The 22217-nt window shown below is 63.9% G+C and carries 17 protein-coding genes; 8 read left to right on the top strand and 9 right to left on the bottom strand.

The features are described from left to right. Positions 1-288: 288 nt before the first annotated feature. On the top strand, positions 289-903 hold the full coding sequence (locus tag DSAT_RS11370) for a DNA-3-methyladenine glycosylase I (protein WP_020887664.1): 615 nt from the start codon (positions 289-291) through the stop codon (positions 901-903). Here DSAT_RS11370 and asnS read toward each other — a convergent pair. Next, positions 900-2276: an asparagine--tRNA ligase gene (asnS, locus tag DSAT_RS11365; protein ID WP_020887663.1), complete on the bottom strand. Its 1377-nt coding sequence runs from the start codon at positions 2274-2276 to the stop codon at positions 900-902. The two genes, DSAT_RS11370 and asnS, sit on opposite strands and share 4 nt — an antisense overlap. A gap of 125 nt (positions 2277-2401) precedes the next feature. On the opposite strand from asnS, the gene ftsY reads away from it, so the two are divergent. Further along, complete coding sequence (ftsY, locus tag DSAT_RS11360; protein WP_020887662.1) at positions 2402-3853, top strand: signal recognition particle-docking protein FtsY; 1452 nt, start codon at positions 2402-2404, stop codon at positions 3851-3853. Here ftsY and DSAT_RS11355 read toward each other — a convergent pair. Continuing rightward, on the bottom strand, positions 3850-4740 hold the full coding sequence (locus tag DSAT_RS11355) for a pseudouridine synthase (RefSeq protein ID WP_020887661.1): 891 nt from the start codon (positions 4738-4740) through the stop codon (positions 3850-3852). The two genes, ftsY and DSAT_RS11355, sit on opposite strands and share 4 nt — an antisense overlap. A 70-nt stretch (positions 4741-4810) precedes the next feature. On the opposite strand from DSAT_RS11355, the gene DSAT_RS11350 reads away from it, so the two are divergent. Beyond that, positions 4811-7492, top strand: coding sequence for an AsmA family protein (locus tag DSAT_RS11350; protein ID WP_020887660.1), 2682 nt, complete (start codon positions 4811-4813; stop codon positions 7490-7492). A 77-nt stretch (positions 7493-7569) separates the two neighbouring features. On the opposite strand, the gene DSAT_RS11345 is transcribed toward DSAT_RS11350, so the two are convergent. The 3 genes from DSAT_RS11345 to kaiB form a co-directional block, all read right to left on the bottom strand. Beyond that, positions 7570-7932 carry a hypothetical protein gene (locus DSAT_RS11345; protein ID WP_020887659.1) on the bottom strand — a complete coding sequence of 121 codons (363 nt, stop codon included), beginning with the start codon at positions 7930-7932 and terminating at the stop codon, positions 7570-7572. Positions 7933-8052: 120 nt separating this feature from the next. Beyond that, positions 8053-10266, bottom strand: coding sequence for a diguanylate cyclase domain-containing protein (locus DSAT_RS11340; RefSeq protein WP_020887658.1), 2214 nt, complete (start codon positions 10264-10266; stop codon positions 8053-8055). 79 nt (positions 10267-10345) lie between these two features. Next, complete coding sequence (gene kaiB / locus DSAT_RS11335) at positions 10346-10633, bottom strand: circadian clock protein KaiB (protein WP_020887657.1); 288 nt, start codon at positions 10631-10633, stop codon at positions 10346-10348. Positions 10634-10911: 278 nt separating this feature from the next. Between kaiB and DSAT_RS11330 the strand changes: the two genes are divergently transcribed. The 5 genes from DSAT_RS11330 (at position 10912) to DSAT_RS11310 (ending at position 18972) form a co-directional block, all read left to right on the top strand. After that, complete coding sequence (locus DSAT_RS11330) at positions 10912-11784, top strand: DMT family transporter (protein ID WP_020887656.1); 873 nt, start codon at positions 10912-10914, stop codon at positions 11782-11784. A 13-nt stretch (positions 11785-11797) separates the two neighbouring features. Continuing rightward, positions 11798-14983: a UvrD-helicase domain-containing protein gene (locus DSAT_RS11325; protein WP_020887655.1), complete on the top strand. Its 3186-nt coding sequence runs from the start codon at positions 11798-11800 to the stop codon at positions 14981-14983. Then, the gene (locus tag DSAT_RS11320; RefSeq protein WP_020887654.1) at positions 14980-17883 is read left to right on the top strand and encodes a PD-(D/E)XK nuclease family protein; all 2904 of its coding nucleotides are present in this window, start codon (positions 14980-14982) and stop codon (positions 17881-17883) included. Before DSAT_RS11325 ends, DSAT_RS11320 begins: the two co-directional genes overlap by 4 nt. A gap of 45 nt (positions 17884-17928) precedes the next feature. Then, positions 17929-18372, top strand: coding sequence for a PPC domain-containing DNA-binding protein (locus DSAT_RS11315; protein ID WP_020887653.1), 444 nt, complete (start codon positions 17929-17931; stop codon positions 18370-18372). Positions 18373-18609: 237 nt separating this feature from the next. Next, positions 18610-18972, top strand: coding sequence for a PilZ domain-containing protein (locus tag DSAT_RS11310; protein ID WP_020887652.1), 363 nt, complete (start codon positions 18610-18612; stop codon positions 18970-18972). A gap of 13 nt (positions 18973-18985) precedes the next feature. On the opposite strand, the gene DSAT_RS11305 is transcribed toward DSAT_RS11310, so the two are convergent. From DSAT_RS11305 to DSAT_RS11290, 4 genes are read right to left on the bottom strand one after another with little or no spacing between them, the layout of a single operon-like run. Next, positions 18986-19966, bottom strand: coding sequence for a tyrosine recombinase XerC (locus DSAT_RS11305; RefSeq protein WP_020887651.1), 981 nt, complete (start codon positions 19964-19966; stop codon positions 18986-18988). Next, complete coding sequence (locus tag DSAT_RS11300; protein WP_020887650.1) at positions 19956-20954, bottom strand: GGDEF domain-containing response regulator; 999 nt, start codon at positions 20952-20954, stop codon at positions 19956-19958. Before DSAT_RS11300 ends, DSAT_RS11305 begins: the two co-directional genes overlap by 11 nt. A gap of 7 nt (positions 20955-20961) precedes the next feature. Next, positions 20962-21837 (bottom strand): HDOD domain-containing protein, encoded by an 876-nt coding sequence (locus DSAT_RS11295; protein ID WP_020887649.1) that lies wholly within the window; start codon positions 21835-21837, stop codon positions 20962-20964. Beyond that, the gene (locus DSAT_RS11290; RefSeq protein ID WP_020887648.1) at positions 21812-22180 is read right to left on the bottom strand and encodes a hypothetical protein; all 369 of its coding nucleotides are present in this window, start codon (positions 22178-22180) and stop codon (positions 21812-21814) included. Before DSAT_RS11290 ends, DSAT_RS11295 begins: the two co-directional genes overlap by 26 nt. Between the last annotated feature and the right edge of the window lie 37 nt (positions 22181-22217).

Here is a 22217-nt window from a genome sequence, read left to right as displayed (position 1 = left end):
TTAATTGTCAAAGACCTTGAAAGCAGTTCCGCGCGTTGCGGGAAGTGTCATTTATCTCTTCCCTGCCCGTCTGTCAACCGGGTCCGCGCTTTTTTCTTTCAGAGAGCTTTCCGCGCCGCCGCCGTCGTGTTCGCCGTTCGTCGTCGCGGAAGCGGGTATCTACGGAAATCCCCTCACAGGGTCAAGCGCTTTTTCCGATCTTTTTTGAAAAAGTTATCAACTCGTTGTCCAGCAATGGTTTTCGGGCTATGTTCGACGGAACGATTCCCCCTTGCAAGGAGCCTTGCCATGCCCATGCGATGTCCCTGGAGCGAGAAAACCGCCGAGGAACGCCTGTACCACGACACGGAATGGGGCGTGCCCGTGGCCGACGCCCGCAAGCTCTTCGAGTTTCTCGTGCTCGACGCGGCCCAGGCCGGACTTTCCTGGCTGACCATCCTCAGGAAACGCGAAAACTACCGCGCCGCCCTGGACGGCTTCGACCCCGATCTCATCGCCTTATATGATGATGCGAAGATCGCCGAGCTTCTGGCCAACCCAGGCATCGTGCGCAATCGCCTCAAGGTCGCCTCGGCCGTGAGCAATGCCCGCGCGCTGCTGACTTTGCGCGACCAGGGCAAGGATTTTGCCGCCTACATCTGGGATTTCGTGGACGGCCGTCCCGCGCAGAACGCCTGGTCGCGTCAGGACGAGGTGCCCGCGGTGACGCCCATTGCCGAGCGCATGAGCCGCGACATGAAGCGCCGGGGCTTCACCTTCTGCGGCCCCACGATCTGCTACGCCTTCATGCAGGCCGCGGGCCTGGTCAACGACCACCTCACGTCCTGCTTCCGCCACGAGCCCGTTCGCGAACTCGGGGAGCGCTTCAGCCTCGATGCCGCGCGCGGTGTTTCCTCCGGCTAGAACTCCAGGTGCCTGGGCGTGCGTGGGAACGGGATCACGTCGCGGATGTTGGTCACGCCTGTGAGCAGCATGAGGAATCGCTCGAAGCCCATGCCGAACCCCGCGTGCGGCGCGCTGCCGAAACGGCGAAGCTCCAGGTACCATTGGTAGCACGAAGGATCGAGGCCGAGTTCCTCGATGCGCTGCTCAAGCCTGTCCAGCCGCTCCTCGCGCTGGCTGCCGCCGATGATCTCGCCGATGCGCGGTACGAGCACGTCCATGGCGGCCACGGAGCGGCCATCGTCGTTCTGGCGCATGTAGAACGCCTTGATCTCCCTGGGGTAGTCGTAAACGATCACCGGCCCCTGGAAATGCTTCTCGGCCAGATAGCGTTCATGCTCGGTCTGCAGGTCCCTGCCCCACCCCACAGGGTGCTCGAAGGATTTGCCGGAGGCCGCCAGGATGTCCATGGCCTCACCATAAGGCAGACGCACGAAAGGCTTGTCCACGATGGCGTCGAACGCGGCCGTGAGCCCCTTGTCCACCCAGGTCGCGAACAGGGCCAGATCCGCGGCGCAGCGCTCGCGAAGCCTCGTTATCAGTTGTTTGAGAAACTCCTCGGCCAGGTCCATGTCATCGTGGATGTCGGCGAAGGCGAACTCCGGCTCGACCATCCAGAATTCGGCCGCATGGCGCGCGGTGTTGGAATTCTCCGCCCTGAAAGTGGGGCCGAAGGTGTAGACCTTGCCCAGGGCCAGGGCAAAGGCCTCGGCCGAAAGCTGGCCCGAAACCGTGAGGAAGGCCTCCTTGCCGAAGAAGTCCTCCTCGGCGGCGTCCTTTGACAGCGGCTGCCTCAGGTCGAGTGTGGTCACGCGAAACATTTCGCCCGCGCCCTCGCAGTCAGAGCCAGTGAGGATGGGCGCGTGCACGTGCGTGAAGCCGCGCTCGCGAAAGAACTCGTGCACCGCGAAAGTGGCCTCGGAGCGAATGCGGAACAGTGCGCCGTACTTGTTGGTGCGCGGCCTCAGATGGGCGATGGCGCGCAGAAATTCGTCGGAGTGACGCTTCTTCTGCAAAGGATAGGTCGCGGCGTCGGCCGGTCCCGCGAGTTCGAGACGCGAGGCCTTGATCTCCCAAGCCTGTCCCTTGCCCGGCGAGGGCACGAGCGAACCGCGGATAACCACGGCCGCGCCGGTGGTCATCTCGGGCAGAAGCCCGAAGCCCTCGATCCCCTCATCGACCACGACCTGGATGTTCGCAAGGCATGACCCGTCGTTCAGCTCCAGGAAGGAAAAGCCCTTCTGGTCGCGCCTAGTGCGCACCCATCCGGCGACGCTGATGGATGGAAGCGCGGATGCGCTGGCCAAGGCGGTCGCAATATCCGTCCGTTTCATCGTTTTCTCCGTGATGATGAGGCGTGCGGCGCACGGGGCCGGGGCTTCCCGCCGCCGCTCCGGTTGCCAGGGCTCCGCAATGGCGGTACACAGGCCATCCGGTACGCAACGCAAGTGGGGAGTATATGGGATTTTTCTCCAAATTCAAAAAGATTTGGGACGTGGATTCGCGGCTGGACAAGGCCGTGGAGGAATTCAAGACTGAGCAAGGGCTTGTCGATGCCGCCCCGCCGCCGGAAACACCCCCACTCACAGCCGTCGAACCCGTCGCGCCCGCTCAAAAGACCGAGGCGCACGCCCCTGAAAAGCCCGCTCCTGGCCTTTCTGCCGACCAGAAGGCCGCCGTCCCCGGATGGCAGAAACAACTCCTCCTCTCGTTGCGTCAGGCCGAACCCCGGCTTTCGGTCTGGCTCGCGCTGATTCTGGAGGGCGTCGAGAAGGCCGACGACAAGCTCTGGGAACGCCTGCGCTTCCTCTTTTCAGCCCTGGAGACCAAGCCGGACGAGGCCGAATCCTTCATCGCCTCGTTCCGCTCCTGGCTCGATGTCATGGAGTACGAGCGCGTTTCCGAGTTCCGCTCGGAATTGCAGTATCGCCTAGCCCTGGCCCTGGAACTGGAGGACGAGGAGGACGAACGCTCCCGACTGTTCCTCAAGCTTTCCGAAGGGCTTGAAAAGACCCGCCAGACCATCACCCGCCGCATCGAGAGCATCCTGACCTCGCGCGAGACCATCGACGAGGGGTTCTGGGAGGAGCTCGAAGAAATCCTGATCACCGCCGACGTGGGTTACGAGCCCACAGTGAAGCTCGTGGAACGCCTGCGCGAGCGCATGCGCGCGGCCGGATCCAACGATCCCGCCGCTTTCAAGGAGGCCATGCGCGACGAACTGGCCGAGATGTTCAAGACGCCCCGCCGCATCCAGGCCGCGACCCCGCCGGAAGTGGTGATGATGGTCGGCGTGAACGGCGTGGGCAAGACCACGACCATCGGCAAGTTGGCGCATCGCGCCCGCATGCAGGGCCGCAAGGTGATCATCGCGGCCGGCGACACGTTCCGCGCCGCAGCCGTTGAGCAGCTCGAAGTCTGGGCCAAGCGCGTGGATGCAGGCTTCTTCAGCAAGGGCGCGGGGGCCGATCCGGCGGCCGTGGCCTACGAGGCCATCGACGCGGCCATCGCGGGCGGCTACGATCTAGTGCTGCTCGACACGGCCGGCCGGCTGCACACCAAGGTAAACCTCATGGAAGAGTTGAAGAAAATCAAGCGCGTCAGCGGCAAGAAGCACGAAGGGGCGCCGCACCGCACCGTGCTCGTGGTGGACGCCACCACGGGCCAAAACGCCATCCAGCAGACCAAACTCTTCAACGAAGCCGTGGACCTGGACGAAATCATCTTGACCAAGCTCGACGGCACGGCCAAGGGCGGCATCGTGGTGGCCCTGGCCAGCCAGTTCGGCATCCCCATCACTTTCGTTGGATTGGGCGAAAAAATGGAAGACCTCAGGCCCTTCGACGGCAAGGATTTCGCCTCGGCCCTGCTCGGGGTCCAAGGTGGCGCGCCCGCGCCTTCAGAGACCTAGTCTTTCACGAACGCTTCCGGCTCGTCGAGCCGTGCCGACGCCTGCGCCCCCAACCGTTCCCACAGCGGCCAGGGCGGAGGCGTCGTCGCGTCGAAGCCTGGAAATTCCAGGCGGAAATGATGCAGATGCAAAGGAATGCCCAAGGCAGCGTCGCCATACAGCGCGTCGCCAACGATGGGCAGGCCCGCATGGGCCAGATGGGCCCTGATTTGGTGGCGCGCTCCTTTCAATATCCGAAGCCCCACGAGCCATTCCCCTTCTCCGGCCGGGCAAAGGCGCAGCATGACCGTGCGCCGAAACTCCTCGGCTTCGACATCCAAAACGCGCGTCCTCTTCCGATCAGCCGTATCGAGCGCCCGGTCGAACACAAGGCGAGAGGGCGGCGTCTGCCCGTTCACGGGGGCGACCACGGCCAAATAGGTCTTGCGCGCCAGACCGGCGTTCTCGAGATCCCGAAACGCGCGTGCGGCGCCTTCGCCGAAAGCCACGAGCAGCAGGCCGCTGGTCGCCTGATCCAGGCGCGTGCACAAGATCGCTTCCTGGTCGAGAAAAAGGTCGCGTAACGCGTCTTCCGCCGACGCTCCGCCCCCGGCGAGACGCGCGCTGTGAAGCCCCTCGGGCTTGACCAAGGTTGCGTAGCGTTCGTCCTGCGCCACTATGTGAAGCGGCCCGGCCGTTTTGCTACCGAGTTCGTCTGTCAGCAGGCGCACTTCCTGCCCGGCCCGGACGCGATACCCCGGAGTCCGGGGAGCCCCGTCCACGAGTACCATGCCCTTCTCGCACATCCTGCGTCTGCCGCGCAGCCCAAGGTCCGGAAGAAACGCGGCCAGGGCGCGATCCAACCGTTCTCCGTCGAAATCGTTGGTAATCGATACGCTTGCGATCATGGTTGCATTACCCGCCAAAAAACGTGATACATTGAATCACCCTGAACTTGGCAACGCTTGAGGAGCAAGTATGAAACGGCCCGTGAAGATCGGCCTGATAATCGCAGGCATCCTGGCGGCACTGATAATCACGGCGATGATCGTCGTGCCCATCGTCGTCGACCCGAACACCTACAAGCCGCAGATCGTCAAGGCCGTGGAAGATGCCACCGGCCGGTCGTTCAGCATTGGAGGCGACATTTCCGTCTCCGTCTTCCCCTGGATCGGGGCCAAGATCGAGGGGCCGGTGGTCCTTGGCAACGCCAAAGGCTTCGGCGACGACCCCATGCTGACCTTGGACGAAGCCCAGGTCAAGGTCAAACTCCTGCCGCTACTCTCGAAACGCGTCGAGGTAGGAACAGTCGTCCTGCGCAAGCCGATCATCAATCTCGGCGTGCTGCCGGACGGCACCACCAACTGGGACGATCTCATCGCCAGGCAGGAGTCCGCTTCCGGGCAGGAGTCCGCTCCGGCCCCTGCCGGGGAGCCCTCAGGCGCGGGCCCAGGCATGGACGTTGTGATAGCGGGAGTCGTCATCTCCGACGGCGTCATCACCTGGGACGATCAACAGAACAAGCAATGGGCCAGAATCAGCGCCCTCAATCTCGACGTCGAGGGCATCGAACCCGGCAAACCGTCTGACATCGACGTGGCCTGCACCCTGGAATCTCGCAATCCCGACGCCAAGGGTGCGGTCAAGCTGAAAACCCGGGCCACGGTGAAGCTCGAAGAAAAGCAGGCCACCGCGGACGGCCTTTCGCTTCTCGTGAGTATCGACCAATTCGCTCACGAGGACGGCATGGTCAAGGGCACCCTCGACATGGCCGCATCGCTCTTTGCGGACTGGGGCACTGGTGACGCGCGCCTGCGTAACCTGAAATTGAAACTCGACGGCCAGAGCACGAGCATTCCAGGCGGAACGGTCAATCTTTCCTTGGACACCACCGCCACAGCCAACTGGCTCAAAAAATCCTTCGCCGCCGACGCCATCGCCCTCGACGCCAAGGCTTCGAACCTGCGCCTGAAAGACGCGGCCGAACAACCCATGAGCGGAGCGCTGTCGCTGAAGGGCAAGGCCCTTTCCGGTGACTACGAAGCCTTCAAGTTCGCCGCCGACTCCCTGGATATGAAGGCCGAAGCCGCGAACGTGCGCCTCGGAGAGGCTTCTGCCGACCCGCTTTCGGGCAAGGCGAACGTCACGAGCGGCAGGCTGAATATCGACGTCAAGCAGGGGGACGTTGAGGCCCGCGAACTCAAAATCGCAGCCGAAGGACAGGGCGCGGCCGTGCCCGGAGGCAAGGCCGACGTCTTAATGACCGGCGATCTGGCCTTGAACTGGGTCAAGGAGACCTTCGCGCTCAAAGGCTTCAAGCTCTCGGGGCTGGGATTGGACGTGACCTCTCCGTCGCTTGAGGCGACCGGCTTCCTTTCCAAACCCATGGCCAAGGGAAGCATCAAGGTCGCCGAGTTCTCGCCTCGACGGCTCATGGCCACGCTGGGCATGGAGCCCATTGCCACCACCGATCCAAAGGCCCTGGAGAAATTCGCCCTGGACGCCCGTTTCGACGCGACGGCTCAGGCAACGCGTGTCGAGAGCCTGACCGTTCTTCTGGACGAAACGACGCTCTCCGGCACCGCCAGCATCAGCGACATGACCAAGCCAGTGATGACGTTCGACTTCAAGGCGGACGCCATCAACGTGGACCGATACATGCCGCCCAAGACCGACAAGAAGGCCGAACCCGCCCCTGCTCCGCGTCCCGGAGAGCCTGGCGCGCCACAGGAAGGAGAATTGCCCGTCGAGCAGCTCAAGCAAATGGACATCGACGGCAAGGTGGCCATCGACCGCATCACCATGTACAAAATCCCGCTCAGAAACGTCACCATGCAGCTTCTGGCCAAGAACGGCGTGGTCAAGGTGGACCCGATCGGTCTGGAGATATTCGGGGGCAAGCTCACCCTGAACGCCATGACCGACGTTTCCCGCCCCACTCCGTTGTCGAACCTGGGACTCAAGGTCGTGGCGCTCGATCTTGATCAGGCGCTGATGACATTGACCGGTAAATCCACGGCCGGGGCCAAACTCGGATTGGATGTGAATCTTGCCGGAAACGGGGCGCAGTACCGTCGAATCATGGAAACCTTGAGCGGCAAGCTCTCACTCCTCGTTCAGGATGGCGTGTATCGAGGTGTGGTTCTGGAACCCGATCGCTTCGATCCCGAAAAAGGCTACGTGCCCAAACCCGGCGACGAAAGCCGCAACACGGAACTGCGCGACTTCAACCTGAACTTCGACGTGGCCAACGGCATGGCCAGGTTGCCCAAGACCGATATCAAGACCAGCGGTCCTGCGGATATCGCCATTCGTGGACAATCCTACATTCCAGATCAGGCCCTGGACTTTCTGCTCGACGCCAACGTCGGTCCGTTCTCGGTGCCCGTTGCGCTCAAAGGAACCTACGACAACGTCCAGGCCGGCGTGGACAGCGCGGAACTCGCCAAACGTATCCTGCGCGCGCCCCTCAGCGCCGTCGAAGGCGTGGTCGGAGGCGTTGGCGGCGTCATCGGCGGTGCGATCGGCACCATCACCGGCGGCAACCAAACCAAGGAAGAGCAACCCAAGTCGGATGCTCCCGCAGGGCAGGAAAAGCAGGACGACCCGGTACGCGGTTTCTTCAGAGGCCTTGGCCTGGAACCGAAACCTTCGAACTAATCCGGCAAAATCGAAAAGGCCGGGGGATCGCTCCCCCGGCCTTCTTGCTTACAAAATCTTTTCGCTTTCCTGCTTGATCAGTGCCACTTGCTGATACGGCGCGTCTCCCAAAGTTCACGCGGTATTTTGAAAAAATGCCTGTTGCCCACGATCTCCACAGTGAGTACCAAAGAGCCCGACTCGCCGAGCCAAAACGCCTTGTTGTCGATGGCTCCGATCAAGTCCGAATGACGCGAGTCCAATTGACTCAAGTTGGGCACGTAACGCTGGAGAAGCTCTCGCGTTGCCTGGCCTATGTAGCCGATGACCTGCTCCGAGATCATAATGTCGCCGAAGTCGATTTCATGGACATCCCCTTCGCCGGGGGCCACGGTGGAAGCGAGAATGGCACGCAGGGAAACCGATTCGTCAGTGCGCTTCAGGTCGCGATCCGTCGCCATGTTCCCCTCCTTGTCCGGTTTCACGGCCGGTTCAGTCCGGTTCCGTGTCGTCGCATCAGGTGAGAATAAGACCGGATCGCCGTGCGGCAACCCTTTGTCCGGAACATTACCCCAACGGAACTACGCGGCGGGCTTGTTTCCGACCGCCGAGGGGCGGACGGTGCAGGAGCTTTGACCCGCGAAAATGAACTGTCCTCCTCCTTGCTCCTTGGCTTGGGAAAGCGCTTCCTGGGCATGCAGAAACATCTTGACGGCATCGCCCGTCATGGCGGGCGCATGGACGCCTCCAAGGCTCGCTCCCACGCGTACGGTCGCCGCGCCTATCTGATAGGGAGCCTGCAATGCTCCTAATAGACGGCGAGCCGTCGATTCCGCTTCGGCCAAGTCCGGACAAACGGAAAGAAGAACGCCGAACTCGTCGCCGCCGAAACGGCCTACGATGTCGCTGGAACGACAGCACTCGGAGATGCGCCGGGCGGCTTGGCGCAACACCTCATCGCCCACCACCATCCCGAAGGTGGCATTGACGGATCCCAAAGCATCGAAATCGATGAGTAACAAAGCCGCGCCGTCACGCGCCGAGCGGTCGTCGAGCAACAGGCCGGCATCTTCGATGAACCGCTGCCTGGTGGACAGTCCGGTCAGTCCGTCACGCCTCACGTGGCCCTCCAGCGCGCGTTGCTCGGCGTACTCCCTCGTGACGTCCCAAACTCTCCAAAGCCTGCCCGCGAACTTATCGCGAACCCGAAGCGGATGCGTTTCGAATTCAAGGACAGCCCCGGAGGCGAGCGCCAACCGTTCACCGGACATGCTCTCCAATTGTGCCATCTTCTTGAGGCGGTCTCCGGCATCGCCTGGATCGCGAGCCTCGTGGGAAATCCGCTGGTGCACGTCGTACACCGACATACCGCAGAGTACGTTGAGAGCGGGAAGCATGGGGGCAAAATCGGCCAATCTGGCATTGGCCTGAACGATGACCCCCTTTCTGTCTTCGACAAAGGCGCCGCGTGCGTCGCTGGTCATAAGCGCATCGAGCAGGGCGCGCAAGGCAAGGCCTTCGATCGCCGAGCGCTTTCGGTGAAGCGCGGCGGCGATGAGATCGACCGCGACTTTGAGCAGACCGATCTCCTCCTCCGACCACATGCGCTCCGCGCGGACACTTTCAAGACACGCGAAACCGAGACGTTCACCGTTGCGTCGCATGGCCACGGCCACGAGGCTTCGCGTCGCACGAATGCCCAGCAGTTCTCGTTCTCCAATCGCGTCGCGCGGCAACGCGTTCACGTCGGAAATGAGAGCGGTGTTGAATATGGAAAGCCTTTCCAAGAGCCAGGACAGGCTGTCCATGGGTAAATCGCGACTCTCGCCGGGCTCCGAATTCAAACCGGGCACACCCCATTCATGTCGTGGATGCGCCATATGGCCGTCGCGACTGAAAAGAAACACCGAAACGCGATCCGCGTTCACGAACTCCCCAAGCATGCGCAGACATTCCTCGATGCCGTGATCCACGCTTTTGGGGTCGAGGTTCGCAAACAAGGTGGACATGGAACTGACCAGGCGTTCCGCGTCCACTTGGCGGCGTTGCTCCCTCTCCCGCTCGGCCCGGGCAGTGATGTCCCGTAGCGAGACAAGATAGGCCGTCTCGCCTTCCCAGAAAATCTCCACGGCGCTCATTTCCGCCACGGACGTTTCGCGATCCTTGCGAAGCACATCCATGACCACGGGACCGCCCTGAATGACCGGAAAGCCGAAAGGCTGACCGACGATTTCCGCTTCTGGCCTTCCCAAGGCATGAAGGGCCGCGGGGTTAGCGAAAAGAACAGTCCCCTCCTCGGTGACGACGAGCAGGCCGTCGCCGGAATTTTCAATCAAGAGACGGAAACGGCTCACATCGGCGGCCAACTCCTTGATGCGCCGGTCCTGGGCGGCGTGCACGCGATGACGCTCCACAGCGTAGTGGATGGCTCGGGCCAGTTCGAATGACGTCGATCGTTCGGTGACGAGAAAATCCTGAGCTCCGTCATGAAGGGCGCGCTCGCACAGCGCCATGTCCTGGGAGGAGGAAAGGACCACAACTGGCACATGCGGAAAAAGATCTCGCAGCCGGGAAAGGCCCTTTGCCAGATCCACAGCAGTATGGGCTTCGAAGAGAACGACGTCGTATCGTTCGGCTCCGAGCACTCGCAATCCTTCCGAAATTCCGTTCGCGGCCGTGAGGACACCTTGCTGCCCATGTGCGGAAAGCTGCCCGACCAGCCTGTCGATCAATTTTTCGTCAGTATAGACGAATAGCGCCCTCAATCCCGCGTCCCTGGCAGGAGAATTCGTCATCTGACCTCCAGTGCAGCCCCTCGGCCGCCCCTGTCTCGCGCTTTCCCATGCGCATATTCCATCCGATCATTCGTCGGATTCAGCTACTTCCCCTGTTTCGCGGAAGGATATCCAACCCCAGAAGCACCTTCTCCCGGTCGGAAAGGTCGCCGATGATGCGCCTAATCGGAGGAGGCAACTCCTTGATCAGCGTGGGGGTCGCAAGGATGCGCTCGTTCTCCGCAAGCTGCGGATTCTCAAGGATGTCGATGACTTCTATGGAATAGGAGCAGTCCAATTCCTCCTCGCATATCTTGTGCAGATTGGCGAGCGTGCGCTCCGAGCGCGGTGTCTTGCCGGTAATGTAGAGTTTCAGCACGTAGCCCATACGACATCCTTAAGAAACAGGAGTGAAAGCGTCCGGCCCGAAAAACCTGAACAAGGCATGAATAAAAACGCGAGCCATTAGATAAACATAGAACGCAAACAGCTAAAAAAATCAAGCTGTTTGCCAGCGCAAGGGCCACACCGGGCGCACGTTTTTCCTATCACGCGCCGCGCGGCCGCGTAAACCGTCCGCCTGCTCCCTTTGCAACCCCAGGCAAATACGATAGGCCATGCGCTTTGCATCTTTGATGAAGCACGGCCCATCACCAGGGGAGACCAATGGCGCTTTCGGGCTATCTTCGCATACTCGCCGCCGCGTCCCTGTGGGGACTCATCGGTCCCGTGGCCAGGATCGCGCTGGCCGAAGGCATGCCGCCGCTGGAAGTGGCGTTCTGGCGTACCGCCTCGGGCTGGCTGTTCTTCGCGATCCAGGCCGTGCTGGCGGGCCAGACGCGCATTGCCGGATGCGACCTGCCATTCGTCCTGGCCTTCGGCGTCATGGGCATCGCCGGGTTGTTCGGCACCTACGCCGTGGCCGTGAACGAAGGCGGTGCGGCCCTGGCCTCGGTGCTTCTGTACACCGCGCCCGCCTGGGTGGCGCTCATGTCGCGGATGATCTTCGGCGAGATCATGACCACCGCCAAACTTGCGGCATTGTTCATGACCATGGCCGGAGTGAGCGCCGTCTGCCTCGGCCCCTCCATGGATCAAGCCGCCATCGGCCCGCTGGCCGTGGTCTTCGGCCTCGCCTCGGGCTTTTGCTACGCGCTCTACTACATTTTCGGCAAACACTTCCTGGGACGCTACACGACTCCGGCGCTCTTTTTGTACGCCATGCCCGTGGGCGCGTTGGTGCTGCTTCCGGCCGTGACCTTCACCGCCTGGCCCCTGACCGTCTGGCTGGCCGTGCTCACGCTCGGCCTGTGCTCGACCTGGCTGGCTTATTCGGTGTACTATTCGGGCCTGAGGCATCTCGAACCCACCAGGGCGGCCGTCGTGGCGACCCTGGAGCCGGTGATCGCGGCCCTTTTGGCCTGGCTCATGTGGGACGAACGGTTCAGCCTCCTTGGATACGTGGGCAGCGGCCTGATCCTGGCCGCAGTGCTGGTGGCCATGCGGCCGCCACGAAAGCCGCCGCTTTCCCGATCCTGAAACCGCGAGACCAATGAACGGCACAGACAACACGCGCCTTCTGCGCATCCGCGCCTCGGCTGGCTCGGGCAAGACCCACGCCCTGACCGCGCGCTTTTTGGCCCTGCTAGCGCAGGCGGACGGCTCCGCGCGCCCTTTGGCATGCGCGGGCGCATCGCCGCGCGTCCATGCCTGGCCCGAGATCCTGGCCGTGACCTTCACCAACAAGGCCGCCACGGAGATGAAGGAGCGCATCGTGCGCGAACTCAAGCTCCGGGCCCTGGGCGACGCCACGGGCGCGGCCGGAAAGGCCTGGAGCGAAGCCGAGGCCAGGGCTTGCCTGGACCGCATCCTGGCGCGCTACCAGAGCCTTGGCGTGCGCACCATCGATAGTCTGGTCTGCATGCTGGCCCGGGTTTTCGCGCTCAGGCTCGGCCTGCCGCCCGATTTCACCGTGGTCTTCGACATGGAGGAGTTGTTCACGCCCGTGTTCGAGGATTTCGTGGCCGAATGCGACGGCGAAGACGCGCATGGGGCCGCGCTTCTCGAACAAGCCGCGAGCACCCTGCTCGAACACGAGAGGAAGGACGGCTTCCAACTGCGCGCCACGCTCCTTGGGCGTCTGCTCGACATGGTCGAGCTCTTCCGCTTCAGCCCTCCGAACCTGGAATACGACCAGGCCGCGCTGGCCGACCTCCTGCGTCCCGCCTATGACGCCTTCCGGCAGGCCTTGGAAGACCTGCGCGCCAGCGTGGAGCAAGGCGGCCTCGAACTGCACGCCAATTTCATCAGGGCGCTCGACAAGTGCGCCGCCGTCCAACTCTTCGACGGTCCTCCCAAATCCACTTACTTCGACAAGCCCTCGCTGGCCGGATGCGTCCTCAAGGCATCCAAGCCCAAGGTGACGCACGAGCACGAAGACATCTTCCTGCGTTTCGCCGATGCCGAGGCCCTTTATCGTCAGGAACATGCCTTGATCGCGGGAGCGTACGCCCTGGCGCCGTGCGTGGCCCTGGCCGCGCGCCTCGGCGAGGCCCTGGCCGAACGCGCGGCAGCCAAGGGAAGCCTCCCCCTGGCCACCGTCTATGACCTGGTCGGTGATCTGCTACGCACGGAAGGGGCCGTAAGCGGGGCTTACTGCCGCCTGGGCGCGCGGCTGACCCACCTGTGCCTGGACGAGTTCCAGGACACCAGCCGCGAACAATGGCGCACGCTCGACCCCCTGGCTTTGGAGGCGCTGTCCAAGGGCGGCAGCCTCTTTTGCGTTGGCGACGCTAAACAGGCCATCTACGGCTGGCGCGGGGGCGACGCGACCCTTTTCGACGAGGTCGGCTCAAAGCGTCTGGCTGCGCCAGCAGGCGGCGTCCACGACGAATCCCTGCCCTACAACTGGCGCTCGCGCCGCGAAATCATCGACTTCAACAACGCCTTCTTCAGCGCCCTGGCCGACCCGCAAACGGCCGAAGCCCTGGCCGACCTCGTCTTCGCCAAGGCCCCGGCCGACGCCCGCGATGCCTTCTCCCAGGCCACGGCGCGCACCTTCGCGGATTGCACGCAGTCGCAGCCCCCAAGCCGCCCCAAGCCTGGCGGCGTGGTCCATCTGGAGCGCCTACCCGAAGACGGCGACGAGGAGGACGGAGAGACCGGCGGGCCGCTTCGTTCCGCGCTGATCACGATCGTGGAGGACGCGGCCGCACGGCGCGGCCCCGGCGACGTGGCCGTTCTGGTGCGCTCCAACGATCAGGCCGCGCTCGTCAGCGACTGGCTCATGGCGCGCGGCCTACCCGTCATCACGGAAAACAGCCTGCACCTGAACCGGCATCCCACGGTCCGCCAGATCGCCTCCTTTCTCGCCTTCCTGGATTACCCCCTGGACGACGCGGCCTTCGCGGCCTTCATCTCGGGCAGCCTCTTCCTGGCTGAAAGCGGCTTTGACGCGCAGCGCATCCACGACCTCTTCGCCACACGCGGCCGCGATCCGCTCTACATCGCCTTTCGCACGGCCTTCCCCCGCGCCTGGGAAATCCTGATCGAGCCATTCTTCCGCAAATCCGGCCTCGTCCGCCCCTACGACATGGCCGCCGAGGTCGCGGCCGCATTCCGCGCGGCCGAGCGCGAACCTGGCAGCGAACTTTTCGTGCGCCGCTTCCTGGAAATCGTCCATCTCGCCGAGGAGAACGGCGCGGGTTCTCTGGCGGCCTTTCTCGAATTCTGGGCCGAGCATGGCGAGGAGGAGAAGGCGCCGCTGCCCGGAAACGTCGAAGCCGTGCGCGTGATGACCATCCACAAGGCCAAGGGGCTGCAATTCCCCGTGGTCGTGGTTCCGTTCCACGATTTCAGCGCCGCGCGCGTGGATACCCCGCACGAGGTCGTCTCCGTGCGCAATTCCACCTTCCTGGCTCCCATTCGCAGCGCGGCCGTGGGCGAACACCACTGGAAGGTGCGCGACCGCATGGCGCGCGAAAGCCTGAATCTGCTCTACGTGGCCTGGACCAGGGCCGAGGAGGAGCTTTACGGCTTCCTCCCGCCCGAGGCCGAGGCCGTCTCATCGCCCGGGCTCGCGGCCATCCAGGTCGTACTCGGGGACGATCTGGCAGGCGGCGTCATGACGCGCGGCCAGCGACCCGTGGCGACAAGACCCTATGCCGCCGCGCCCATGCCCGCGCCCCGCTCCCTGCCCGCGCGCGACGAGCCGACGGAACTCATGGCCTGGCTGCCGCGCCTTCGGGTATACCGCCACGCCGTGCACGGAGCGGCGGACGCCGAGGCCGCAAAGCGGGGCGAAGCCGCACACCGGGCCATGGAGTTGCTCGCCTTAGGCCTTGATCCGGCTGCGGCCGCCGCGCGGGCCGTGAACGAATTTCTGCCCGGTCCGCATGCGCCCGGCGCACGGGAGCGAGCAGTGGGCGAGATCGCGGAGATGACCGCCTGGGCCGGGGAATTGCCGGAGCTTCGGGAGGCCATCGCCCGTGGCAGGCGCGAGGCCGCGCTCATCGATGAGCGTGGCGCGACCCATCGCGTGGATCTTCTGCATGCGGACGCCTCGGGCACCTTGGTCGTCGAATACAAGACCGGCGGAGCGGCCCCGGCGCATCCGGTCCAGGTGCGGCGCTACCTTGCCCTGTGCGCGGCCATGCCGGAACTGCCCCGCCCCCTGCGCGGGCTGCTGGTCTACCTCGACGAGCGCCGCATCGCGTCCGTGGCCCTGGAGGCCTCATGACCGCGGCCCTGCCCTTCGAAATCATCCCCTGGCAGGAGGACTTCACGGCGAGTCTGGCCGCGCTGCTGCTGCGCGAATACGAGAGCGCTCTGGCCGACTGCCGCATCCTTTTCCCGCACCACCGCCCGGCCCGGTATCTGGCCCGGCACCTGGCGGGGCTGGCGGGGCGGCCCGTCGCCGCGCCGCGCATGCAGACCATGACCGAACTCATGGCCGAACTACGCGGCGCGCTGGCCCCCGAGCCGCTCGCCGTGGCGGGACAGCTTGATCGCGTGGCCCTGCTCCTTTCGGCCGTGCAGCGCCTGCGCGACGCGGACAAGGCCTTTTTGCCGGGGCTGCCGCTCGCGCCCGAACGATTTCTCCCCTGGGGAGTCCGTCTGGCCGAACTCATGGAAGAACTCATGCGCCACGGCCTGCCGCCGAAAGACCTCTTCCTGGGCGAGGACGACGCCCTGCCCGAGGCGCAGGCGCTCCTGGGCCATCTGCGCGCCATCTACGACGCCTACGTCGAAGCCCTGGGCGAACACGGCCTGACCACGCCCGGCAACGACTGCCGCATCGCGCTCTCTCGCCTCGACGACCTTCCCGGGCTGCAGGGCGACGCCCCTCTCCTGGCGGCCGGATTCCACGCCCTGACCGGGGCTGAGGACAGACTGCTCAACGCGCTGTGGCGACGCGGCGCGGCCCGCATCCTGTGGCATGCCGACCCCGGCGTCGCGCACGGAGACGGCCACTGGAGCCTTCAGGAACTTGTTCGCTGGCGCGAGCGCTGGGGCGCAGACGCGGTGCTGCTCGAACCGGCGAAACCGCAGACGCATGCCGTCCCAAAAGTGCGCTTCATGGAGGCCTACGACCGGCACTCCCAACTCCTGGCCCTGCGCCGGGAACTCGAACGCCTGCCCGAGGATCAGGCCGCCGCCGTGGTCGTGCCCGATACAGGCCTGCTGCCGCCCGTCCTGCATCACCTTCCCGAGCGCGACTGCAACATCTCCATGGGCTACCCCCTGGCCCGCGCAAGCCTGTGGCAACTCGTGGAGATCATCCTCGCGCTCCAGGAAGAGGCCCGGGACGAGACGCCTCGCCGCTACCCATGGCGGAGGCTGGCGGCCTTGGCGCGCCATCCTTACCTGAAGATGCTCGGGATCGAAGAAGACGTCCGCCTGCGTCCGGTTTTACGCCAGTGGGAAAAATCCCTGCGCCAGGGAGGCGGCTTCGTCGATCCCCGCTCCTTCATTCCCGACTATCAGGCGCTGGGACTCGGTGATGCGGCCGCAGCGCTCGAAGCCTTGCGTCGCGCGGTGCTTTCCCGTTGCATCGACGGTTTCGCGAACGTGCGCACCCTGTCCGATCTGGGCCGCGCCCTGGCCGGACTCGTCGATCTCCTGGTGACGCACGGGGAAGGACTGTGGCGCGATTATCTGCTCGACGCGGAGTGCCTGTGCCGCCTGCGCGACGCGGTGCTGCCGGAACTGATGCGCTCACGCCTGGCCGAAACGACGCTGCCCGCGCCCGTGCTTTTCGCCATCCTGCGCCAAATCACTGCGCTTGAACGCGTGCCCTTCGAACCCGAACCCATCACCGGACTGCAAGTCGTGGGCATGCTGGAGACGCGACTGCTGCACTTCGGCCAAGTCTATCTGCTCGACGCCACGGAAGAGCGCCTTCCAGGCACGCCCGAACACGACCCCCTGCTGCCCGACTCCCTGCGCGCCCTCCTCGGCCTGCCCGACATCGCCGCACGCGACTCCGTGGCCGCAGCGACCTTCTTTCGACTCCTGGCCGGGGCCAAGGAAGTCGTGCTCCTCTACCGGCAGGGCGAGACCAAGGGCGTGCTCGATACCGCGCCGGTGCGCAGCCGCTTCGTGGAGATGCTGCTCTGGGAGGAGGAGAAGCGGCGCGGCCGCCTCATCGAGCCGGGCGAGCCGCCGCTTGAGCGTGTCACCTTGCCGCTTTCGCCCATCCCTCGCGACGTGGGGGCCGTGGCGAAGACCGAGGCAGTGCGCGAAGCGCTGTGGCGACGGCTGCTCGCGCACGGCCTTTCGGCCACGGCCCTGGACGCCTACATGCGCTGTCCAAAGTCCTTCTTCCTGCGCCAGGTCTGCCGTCTGACCCCGCCCGAGGAAGCAGTGGGCGACGCCGATCCGGCCGCCCTGGGCGACCTCGTCCACCGGGTGCTGAAGGATTTCCTCACGCCGTATCTCGGGCAGGAGGTAACGCTTTCCGAGCTTTCCGGCGAGGAACTCGGCGAACGGTTCGCCCTCGCCTTGAAAGCCGAGGAATTTTACGCCGTCATGCCCTACGACGCCCGCGTCATCCTGGAGCGCACCGGCAGGGTGCGCCTGGGGCGCTTTTTGGCGCGGCAACCACGCGCGACCATCCTGGCTTTGGAGGAAAAGCTGTCGCTGGACGTGCCCCATGACGGCCGGATCATAACCGTGCACGGCATCATCGACCGCCTGGACAGACGCGAGGCGGGCCTGGTGGTGGCCGACTACAAGACCGGCAAGCCGCGCACGGCCAGGACAGGCCTTTGGGAAGCGCCCGACCTGTGGGGGGCGGTGGAGACCTGGACGCCGGATTCGGCCGTGGAACGCGACCCCTTGCCGCGTCTGGCCGAAATGGCCCGCTCGCTGCAGTTGCCGCTGTACATGACGCTTTGCCGAAAAGAGCACGGCGAGCCGCCGGTTGACGGGCTCCTCATCGCCCTGGGGCAGGACGGCAAGGAAATCTCCTATTTCCCGGCGAAGTTCTCCATGGCGGCACGCGAGCGCGTGGTCACGGAACAGATGCCCTTGTTGCTCGGCTTCTTGCTCCGTCATCTTCTTGAAACGCCGGTCTTTTCGCCGTATCCAGGCGACATCTGCCGGTACTGCGACGTGCGTGGCCCCTGCGGGGCCTGAAAGATCGTTGGCGACTTCCACCTTAATTACCGCCAAGGAGGCCGTATGAGAGTGTCTGAAGGAAGCATCGGCCGGATATTCGTCATCCGCCTGGAAGACGGCGACAAGCTGCCCGACTCCCTGGAAGAGTTCGCCCGGGAGAAGAATCTCTCCTCGGGGCTGTGTCTGCTGCTCGGCGGCGCGGGCGACGGCACCCTCGTCACCGGCCCGGTGGACGGCGAGGCCAAAAAGATCATCCCCATCCTGCACGCCCTGGGCGAAGTGCACGAACTGGCCGCCGTGGGGACCATCTTTCCCGACGCCCAAGGCGCGCCCAGGCTGCACATGCACGGCAGCTTCGGACGCGGCAACACGGCCCGCGTGGGTTGCGTGAGGCGCGGGGTGGACATCTGGCGTCTGGCGGAATGCGTGGTCGTGGAGATACTGGGCACGAACATGCGCCGCGTGGTCGATCCCGCGTTCGGCTTCGAAGTGCTTTCGCCGGAATAGCGCTCAATTCTCGACGTATTTGGCAGGAAATGTCATGCAAAACGTCACGAACTTGTTCTTGAAACGAACAAAGTATGAGCGTTGCCGATTCATCAAGCACTCAATGATACGCAACCGTTTGCCAAGGCGACGCTTCTTCATGTGAAAAAACATTCTTGGCTCAAGCTGTAGCCATGGAGCCCTCTTCTGGGTATAGGAGCTAACGTACCCAAAGATTCTGTTTGCAAGGAGGGCCTCATGCGTATGCAGACGAGCCTTGGCCGCACTGTCCTTCCTCTCCTGGGCGGTCCATTTATGGACGCCGGAGAGGCCCGTTCCATTCGACCCTGTCCGGCCTGTGCGGTGGACGCCGTGGACGGCCTGGGCTGCTACGGCGCGCGCATCCGCATGACGGGCAACGCCTTCAGGCCCGGCGACAGGCTCCTGCTGCACGGATTCAGAAATCAATCCACGGGCGAAGAAAACGCCGTACGGGCCGAGGTCGTGCGCTGCGCGGACGATCTGGTCTGGCTGGCTTTCGACGAGGAACTGCCGGACGCGTTCCTGCCGATGCAGGATCTCATGGTCTCGCAGCTTCTGCCGCTTTGCCCCGGCATATAAGCCACCTGTCGGCCTACTTTTTCTTGTTTGCGACCGCTCCCTCATCCGGGGAGGAGTGTCCGGCCGTGCTGGGGTCGCGCTTGTCGCGCGCCTTGGGATGCGCCTTATCGTAAGTCTGCATCAGATGCTGCAGATTGAGGTGCGTGTAACGCTGGGTGGTGCTCAACCGCTCGTGGCCGAGCAGTTCCTGCACGCTACGTAGATCGGCCCCTGCTTCGAGCATGTGCGTGGCGAAGCTGTGGCGCAGAGTGTGCGGGCTTATGCGCTGCGGCAGCCCGGCCAGCCCGGCCAGATTCTGGACGATGCGCGCCGCCTGACGCCGATCCAGCCTGCCTCCGCGAAGCCCGAGAAACAGCGCCCGTTCCTTCGCATCGCCAAGCAACGCGCCGCGCTGTCCCACATACCGCGCAAGCCGCGACAGTGCAGTCCGGCCGAGCGGCGCAAGCCGTTCCTTGCCGCCCTTGCCCATGACGCGCACGAAACCCGACGCTGGATCGAAATCGTCGATGTCCAACGAAAGCGCCTCGCTCACGCGAAGGCCCGCGCCGTAAAGCATCTCGGCCAAGGCAAGATCGCGGAGTCCTTCCGGATCGGGCGAGAGCTTCGCCTCCAGAAGGGCCAGGGCCTGATCCACGTTCAGGGCCTTGGGGTGCCGCTTGTCCTGCTTGGGGTTGCGCAAGCCCGCCATGGGGCTTGCGGCGAGCGTGTCCTGCCGCACGAGGAAGTCGAAGAAGCCGCGCAGGCTCGAAAGCTTGCGGGCCACGGAGCTTTTCTTGACGCCCGCGCGGTGAAGCCCGGCCAGAAAACCCCGCACGTGGTCCTTGCCCACCGACTCGGGGACGTCGAGGTCGACTCCAAGCCTCTCCAGATGCTCCGCGAACTGCTCCACGTCCTTGCCATAGGCCCTGCAGGTGGCCTCGGCATAGCCCTTTTCCACCGCCAAATGGTCAAGGTAGCGCGCAAGCAGCCCTGCCCCGCGCCGGTCACTTTCCATCGGTTCCGGAGCATCCATTGATGTCGGGCGAACCCTCTCGTCGGTCGAGGACATAGCAGCTCTTGGGGTTTTCCTTGGCCTTTTTCTTGAGCGCGCCGGCGATGGCCGAGGCCTCGCCAAAGTGCTTGAGACGTCCGTCAAGGTTGAAGACAACGGCGATGGACACGGCCATCAGCGGGAAGTCGCGTACCTGCCCTTGCCTGTCCGTGGAGCGGATGAAACCTTGGGCGCGGTCGTCGTTGTCGTAAAAAAGAGGCACGATGTCGTCGAAACTCTTGATGATCCGCTTGCATGCTTCCTCCACGACGCCTGGAGGAGTGATGAAGACGAAATCGTCGCCGCCCACGTGCCCCACGAAGGTCTTGGCCTGGGCGAATCCGCGAATGGTGTTGACGATGACCCGCGCGGCCATGAGCAGCACCTCGTCTCCGCGGGAGAATCCATACTTGTCGTTGAAGGACTTGAAATAATCCAGATCGACGTAGGCCAGGGCGAAATCCTCCTGGCGGTCGATGAGTTCCTGGATGCGCTGGATGATGCTCGTGTTGCCCGGCAGCTTGGTCAGGGGATTGGCGTCCATGCCGCGCATGGCTCGCGAGAGCGTCAGGCACACGCGGCCGCGTACATCGTCCGCCTGGTAGGGGGCGACCAGGAAATCGTCGCACTCGATGCGCCCGAAATCCACGCCTTGCGCCAGATCCTCGGGCTTGAGGCAGACGATGACGGGCAACTGGCGGTAGACGTTCTCGCTCTTGACCAGCGCGGCGACCTCAAGCCCCGAGAGGTCGGGCAAGTCCTTGTCCACGATCAGAAGGTCCGGGGGTTCGTTGAAAAGGGTCTCGATGGCGGAGCGGCCCCGTTCGAAGAAGACCCATTCCATGTCCCCCGAACTCCAAAGCGATTGCAGAAGGATGCGCAGCCCGGCGTCGGAGGAGATGCAAAAGACCCGCTGACGCCGTTGGAATTTGCATGCTGCGGGGGTCATCATGCGGGCCTCAGGCGAAGTTCAGGTCGGCGACGTCCACGAGCTCGCGTCCCAGTTGGTCCATGATCTCTTCGAGATCCTGCGTCCGCAGCTTGAGCTGCTTGAGCGCCTCGGGCTTGAGCACGGGTACCTGATCGTCGCCACCCGAGCCGAACTCGAAGACCCTGACCAGGAAGTCGCCGATATGCACCACAGCGGCTATGTCTGGATAGAGTTGCGCGAGTTGGGGCTTATGATGGTAGGACATGCCTTCCTTGAGATTGGGCGGCAGGTGCCAGTTGTCCGAAAGCCAAGCGTTGATGCGGTCGTGGCCAAAACCCATGACGTCGCGCTCGGCTTCGAAATAGGACAAATCCTTGCTCGCCACGGTCTCCACCACGGCTCGCTCCATCTCGGGAAGCTGCACGGAGAGAACCACCTTGCCCAGGTCGTGCAGGAGTCCGGCCACGGAGTATTCCTCCGGGTCCTTGAAGCCCGCCTTGCGGGCAATGCAACTGCACGCCAGGGAGCAACCCACGCTGTGCTCCCAAAGGCCCTCCATGGACTTGACCATCATGTCGAAGACTGAGGTCGAGATGATGATGCCCCGGATGACGTTAATGCCCAAAAGCACAAGCGCGTGCTGCACCGTGCCGATGCGTCCCGGAAAGCCGTAGATGGGCGAGTTGACCATCTTCAAGACCTTGGCCGAGAGCACTTGGTCCGTGGAGATGAGCTTGGCGATGTCCTCGATGGAGGATTCGGGGTTGTCCAAAAGCTCGGTGACCTTGTCCAACACCTTGGGCAGCGTGGGCAGGCTCTTGACTTCGAGGACGATATCGCGGGTTTCGCTCTTCAGATCGTCGGCCACGTCGTCCTCGTCATTTCTGGCCGTTGCCGGTCCCATTTTTTTCCGCCGCCCGGGCTGCACCTTCGGCGGCTGCACGCAACTCGAAATAACGGGTCAGAAATTTCTTCACGCGCATCATCCATTCGTCATTCCCGTGCCTGCGAAAAAGATGGTCCAGCCTCTTGAGCCGTGTCGCGGCCGAGGTATCGGCGCCGATGCCCTCCAGAACCACGGGATTGCCTTCCACGGTGACGGCATCCACCTTCATGTTCTCAAGGCGGTAGATCAGGGAATCCGTGAGTTCCGCACCCTCGGCCACGATGACGATGCCGCCGTCCTTAAGGACCGGCTTGGCCAACTTCATGCCGGGCGCGGCAAGCTTGAGGGGTATCTTTTGCATGGCGTCGCGGGTTGTGAAAGGAGACGAAACATTCGTC

The organism is Alkalidesulfovibrio alkalitolerans DSM 16529, from assembly GCF_000422245.1.
GTDB classification, from domain to species: domain Bacteria; phylum Desulfobacterota; class Desulfovibrionia; order Desulfovibrionales; family Desulfovibrionaceae; genus Alkalidesulfovibrio; species Alkalidesulfovibrio alkalitolerans.
The sequence above is the reverse complement of the archived record's forward strand: the minus strand, read 5'-3'. Positions and strand labels throughout refer to the sequence as shown.

Excerpts from the sequence above, each read along its gene's own strand:
- DSAT_RS11370 (WP_020887664.1), top strand. The coding sequence starts at position 289 with ATGCCCATGCGATGTCCCTGGAGCGAGAAAACCGCCGAGGAACGCCTG.
- asnS (WP_020887663.1), bottom strand. The coding sequence starts at position 2,276 with ATGAAACGGACGGATATTGCGACCGCCTTGGCCAGCGCATCCGCGCTT.
- ftsY (WP_020887662.1), top strand. The coding sequence starts at position 2,402 with ATGGGATTTTTCTCCAAATTCAAAAAGATTTGGGACGTGGATTCGCGG.
- DSAT_RS11355 (WP_020887661.1), bottom strand. The coding sequence starts at position 4,740 with ATGATCGCAAGCGTATCGATTACCAACGATTTCGACGGAGAACGGTTG.
- DSAT_RS11350 (WP_020887660.1), top strand. The coding sequence starts at position 4,811 with ATGAAACGGCCCGTGAAGATCGGCCTGATAATCGCAGGCATCCTGGCG.
- DSAT_RS11345 (WP_020887659.1), bottom strand. The coding sequence starts at position 7,932 with ATGGCGACGGATCGCGACCTGAAGCGCACTGACGAATCGGTTTCCCTG.
- DSAT_RS11340 (WP_020887658.1), bottom strand. The coding sequence starts at position 10,266 with ATGACGAATTCTCCTGCCAGGGACGCGGGATTGAGGGCGCTATTCGTC.
- kaiB (WP_020887657.1), bottom strand. The coding sequence starts at position 10,633 with ATGGGCTACGTGCTGAAACTCTACATTACCGGCAAGACACCGCGCTCG.
- DSAT_RS11330 (WP_020887656.1), top strand. The coding sequence starts at position 10,912 with ATGGCGCTTTCGGGCTATCTTCGCATACTCGCCGCCGCGTCCCTGTGG.
- DSAT_RS11325 (WP_020887655.1), top strand. The coding sequence starts at position 11,798 with ATGAACGGCACAGACAACACGCGCCTTCTGCGCATCCGCGCCTCGGCT.
- DSAT_RS11320 (WP_020887654.1), top strand. The coding sequence starts at position 14,980 with ATGACCGCGGCCCTGCCCTTCGAAATCATCCCCTGGCAGGAGGACTTC.
- DSAT_RS11315 (WP_020887653.1), top strand. The coding sequence starts at position 17,929 with ATGAGAGTGTCTGAAGGAAGCATCGGCCGGATATTCGTCATCCGCCTG.
- DSAT_RS11310 (WP_020887652.1), top strand. The coding sequence starts at position 18,610 with ATGCGTATGCAGACGAGCCTTGGCCGCACTGTCCTTCCTCTCCTGGGC.
- DSAT_RS11305 (WP_020887651.1), bottom strand. The coding sequence starts at position 19,966 with ATGGAAAGTGACCGGCGCGGGGCAGGGCTGCTTGCGCGCTACCTTGAC.
- DSAT_RS11300 (WP_020887650.1), bottom strand. The coding sequence starts at position 20,954 with ATGATGACCCCCGCAGCATGCAAATTCCAACGGCGTCAGCGGGTCTTT.
- DSAT_RS11295 (WP_020887649.1), bottom strand. The coding sequence starts at position 21,837 with ATGGGACCGGCAACGGCCAGAAATGACGAGGACGACGTGGCCGACGAT.
- DSAT_RS11290 (WP_020887648.1), bottom strand. The coding sequence starts at position 22,180 with ATGCAAAAGATACCCCTCAAGCTTGCCGCGCCCGGCATGAAGTTGGCC.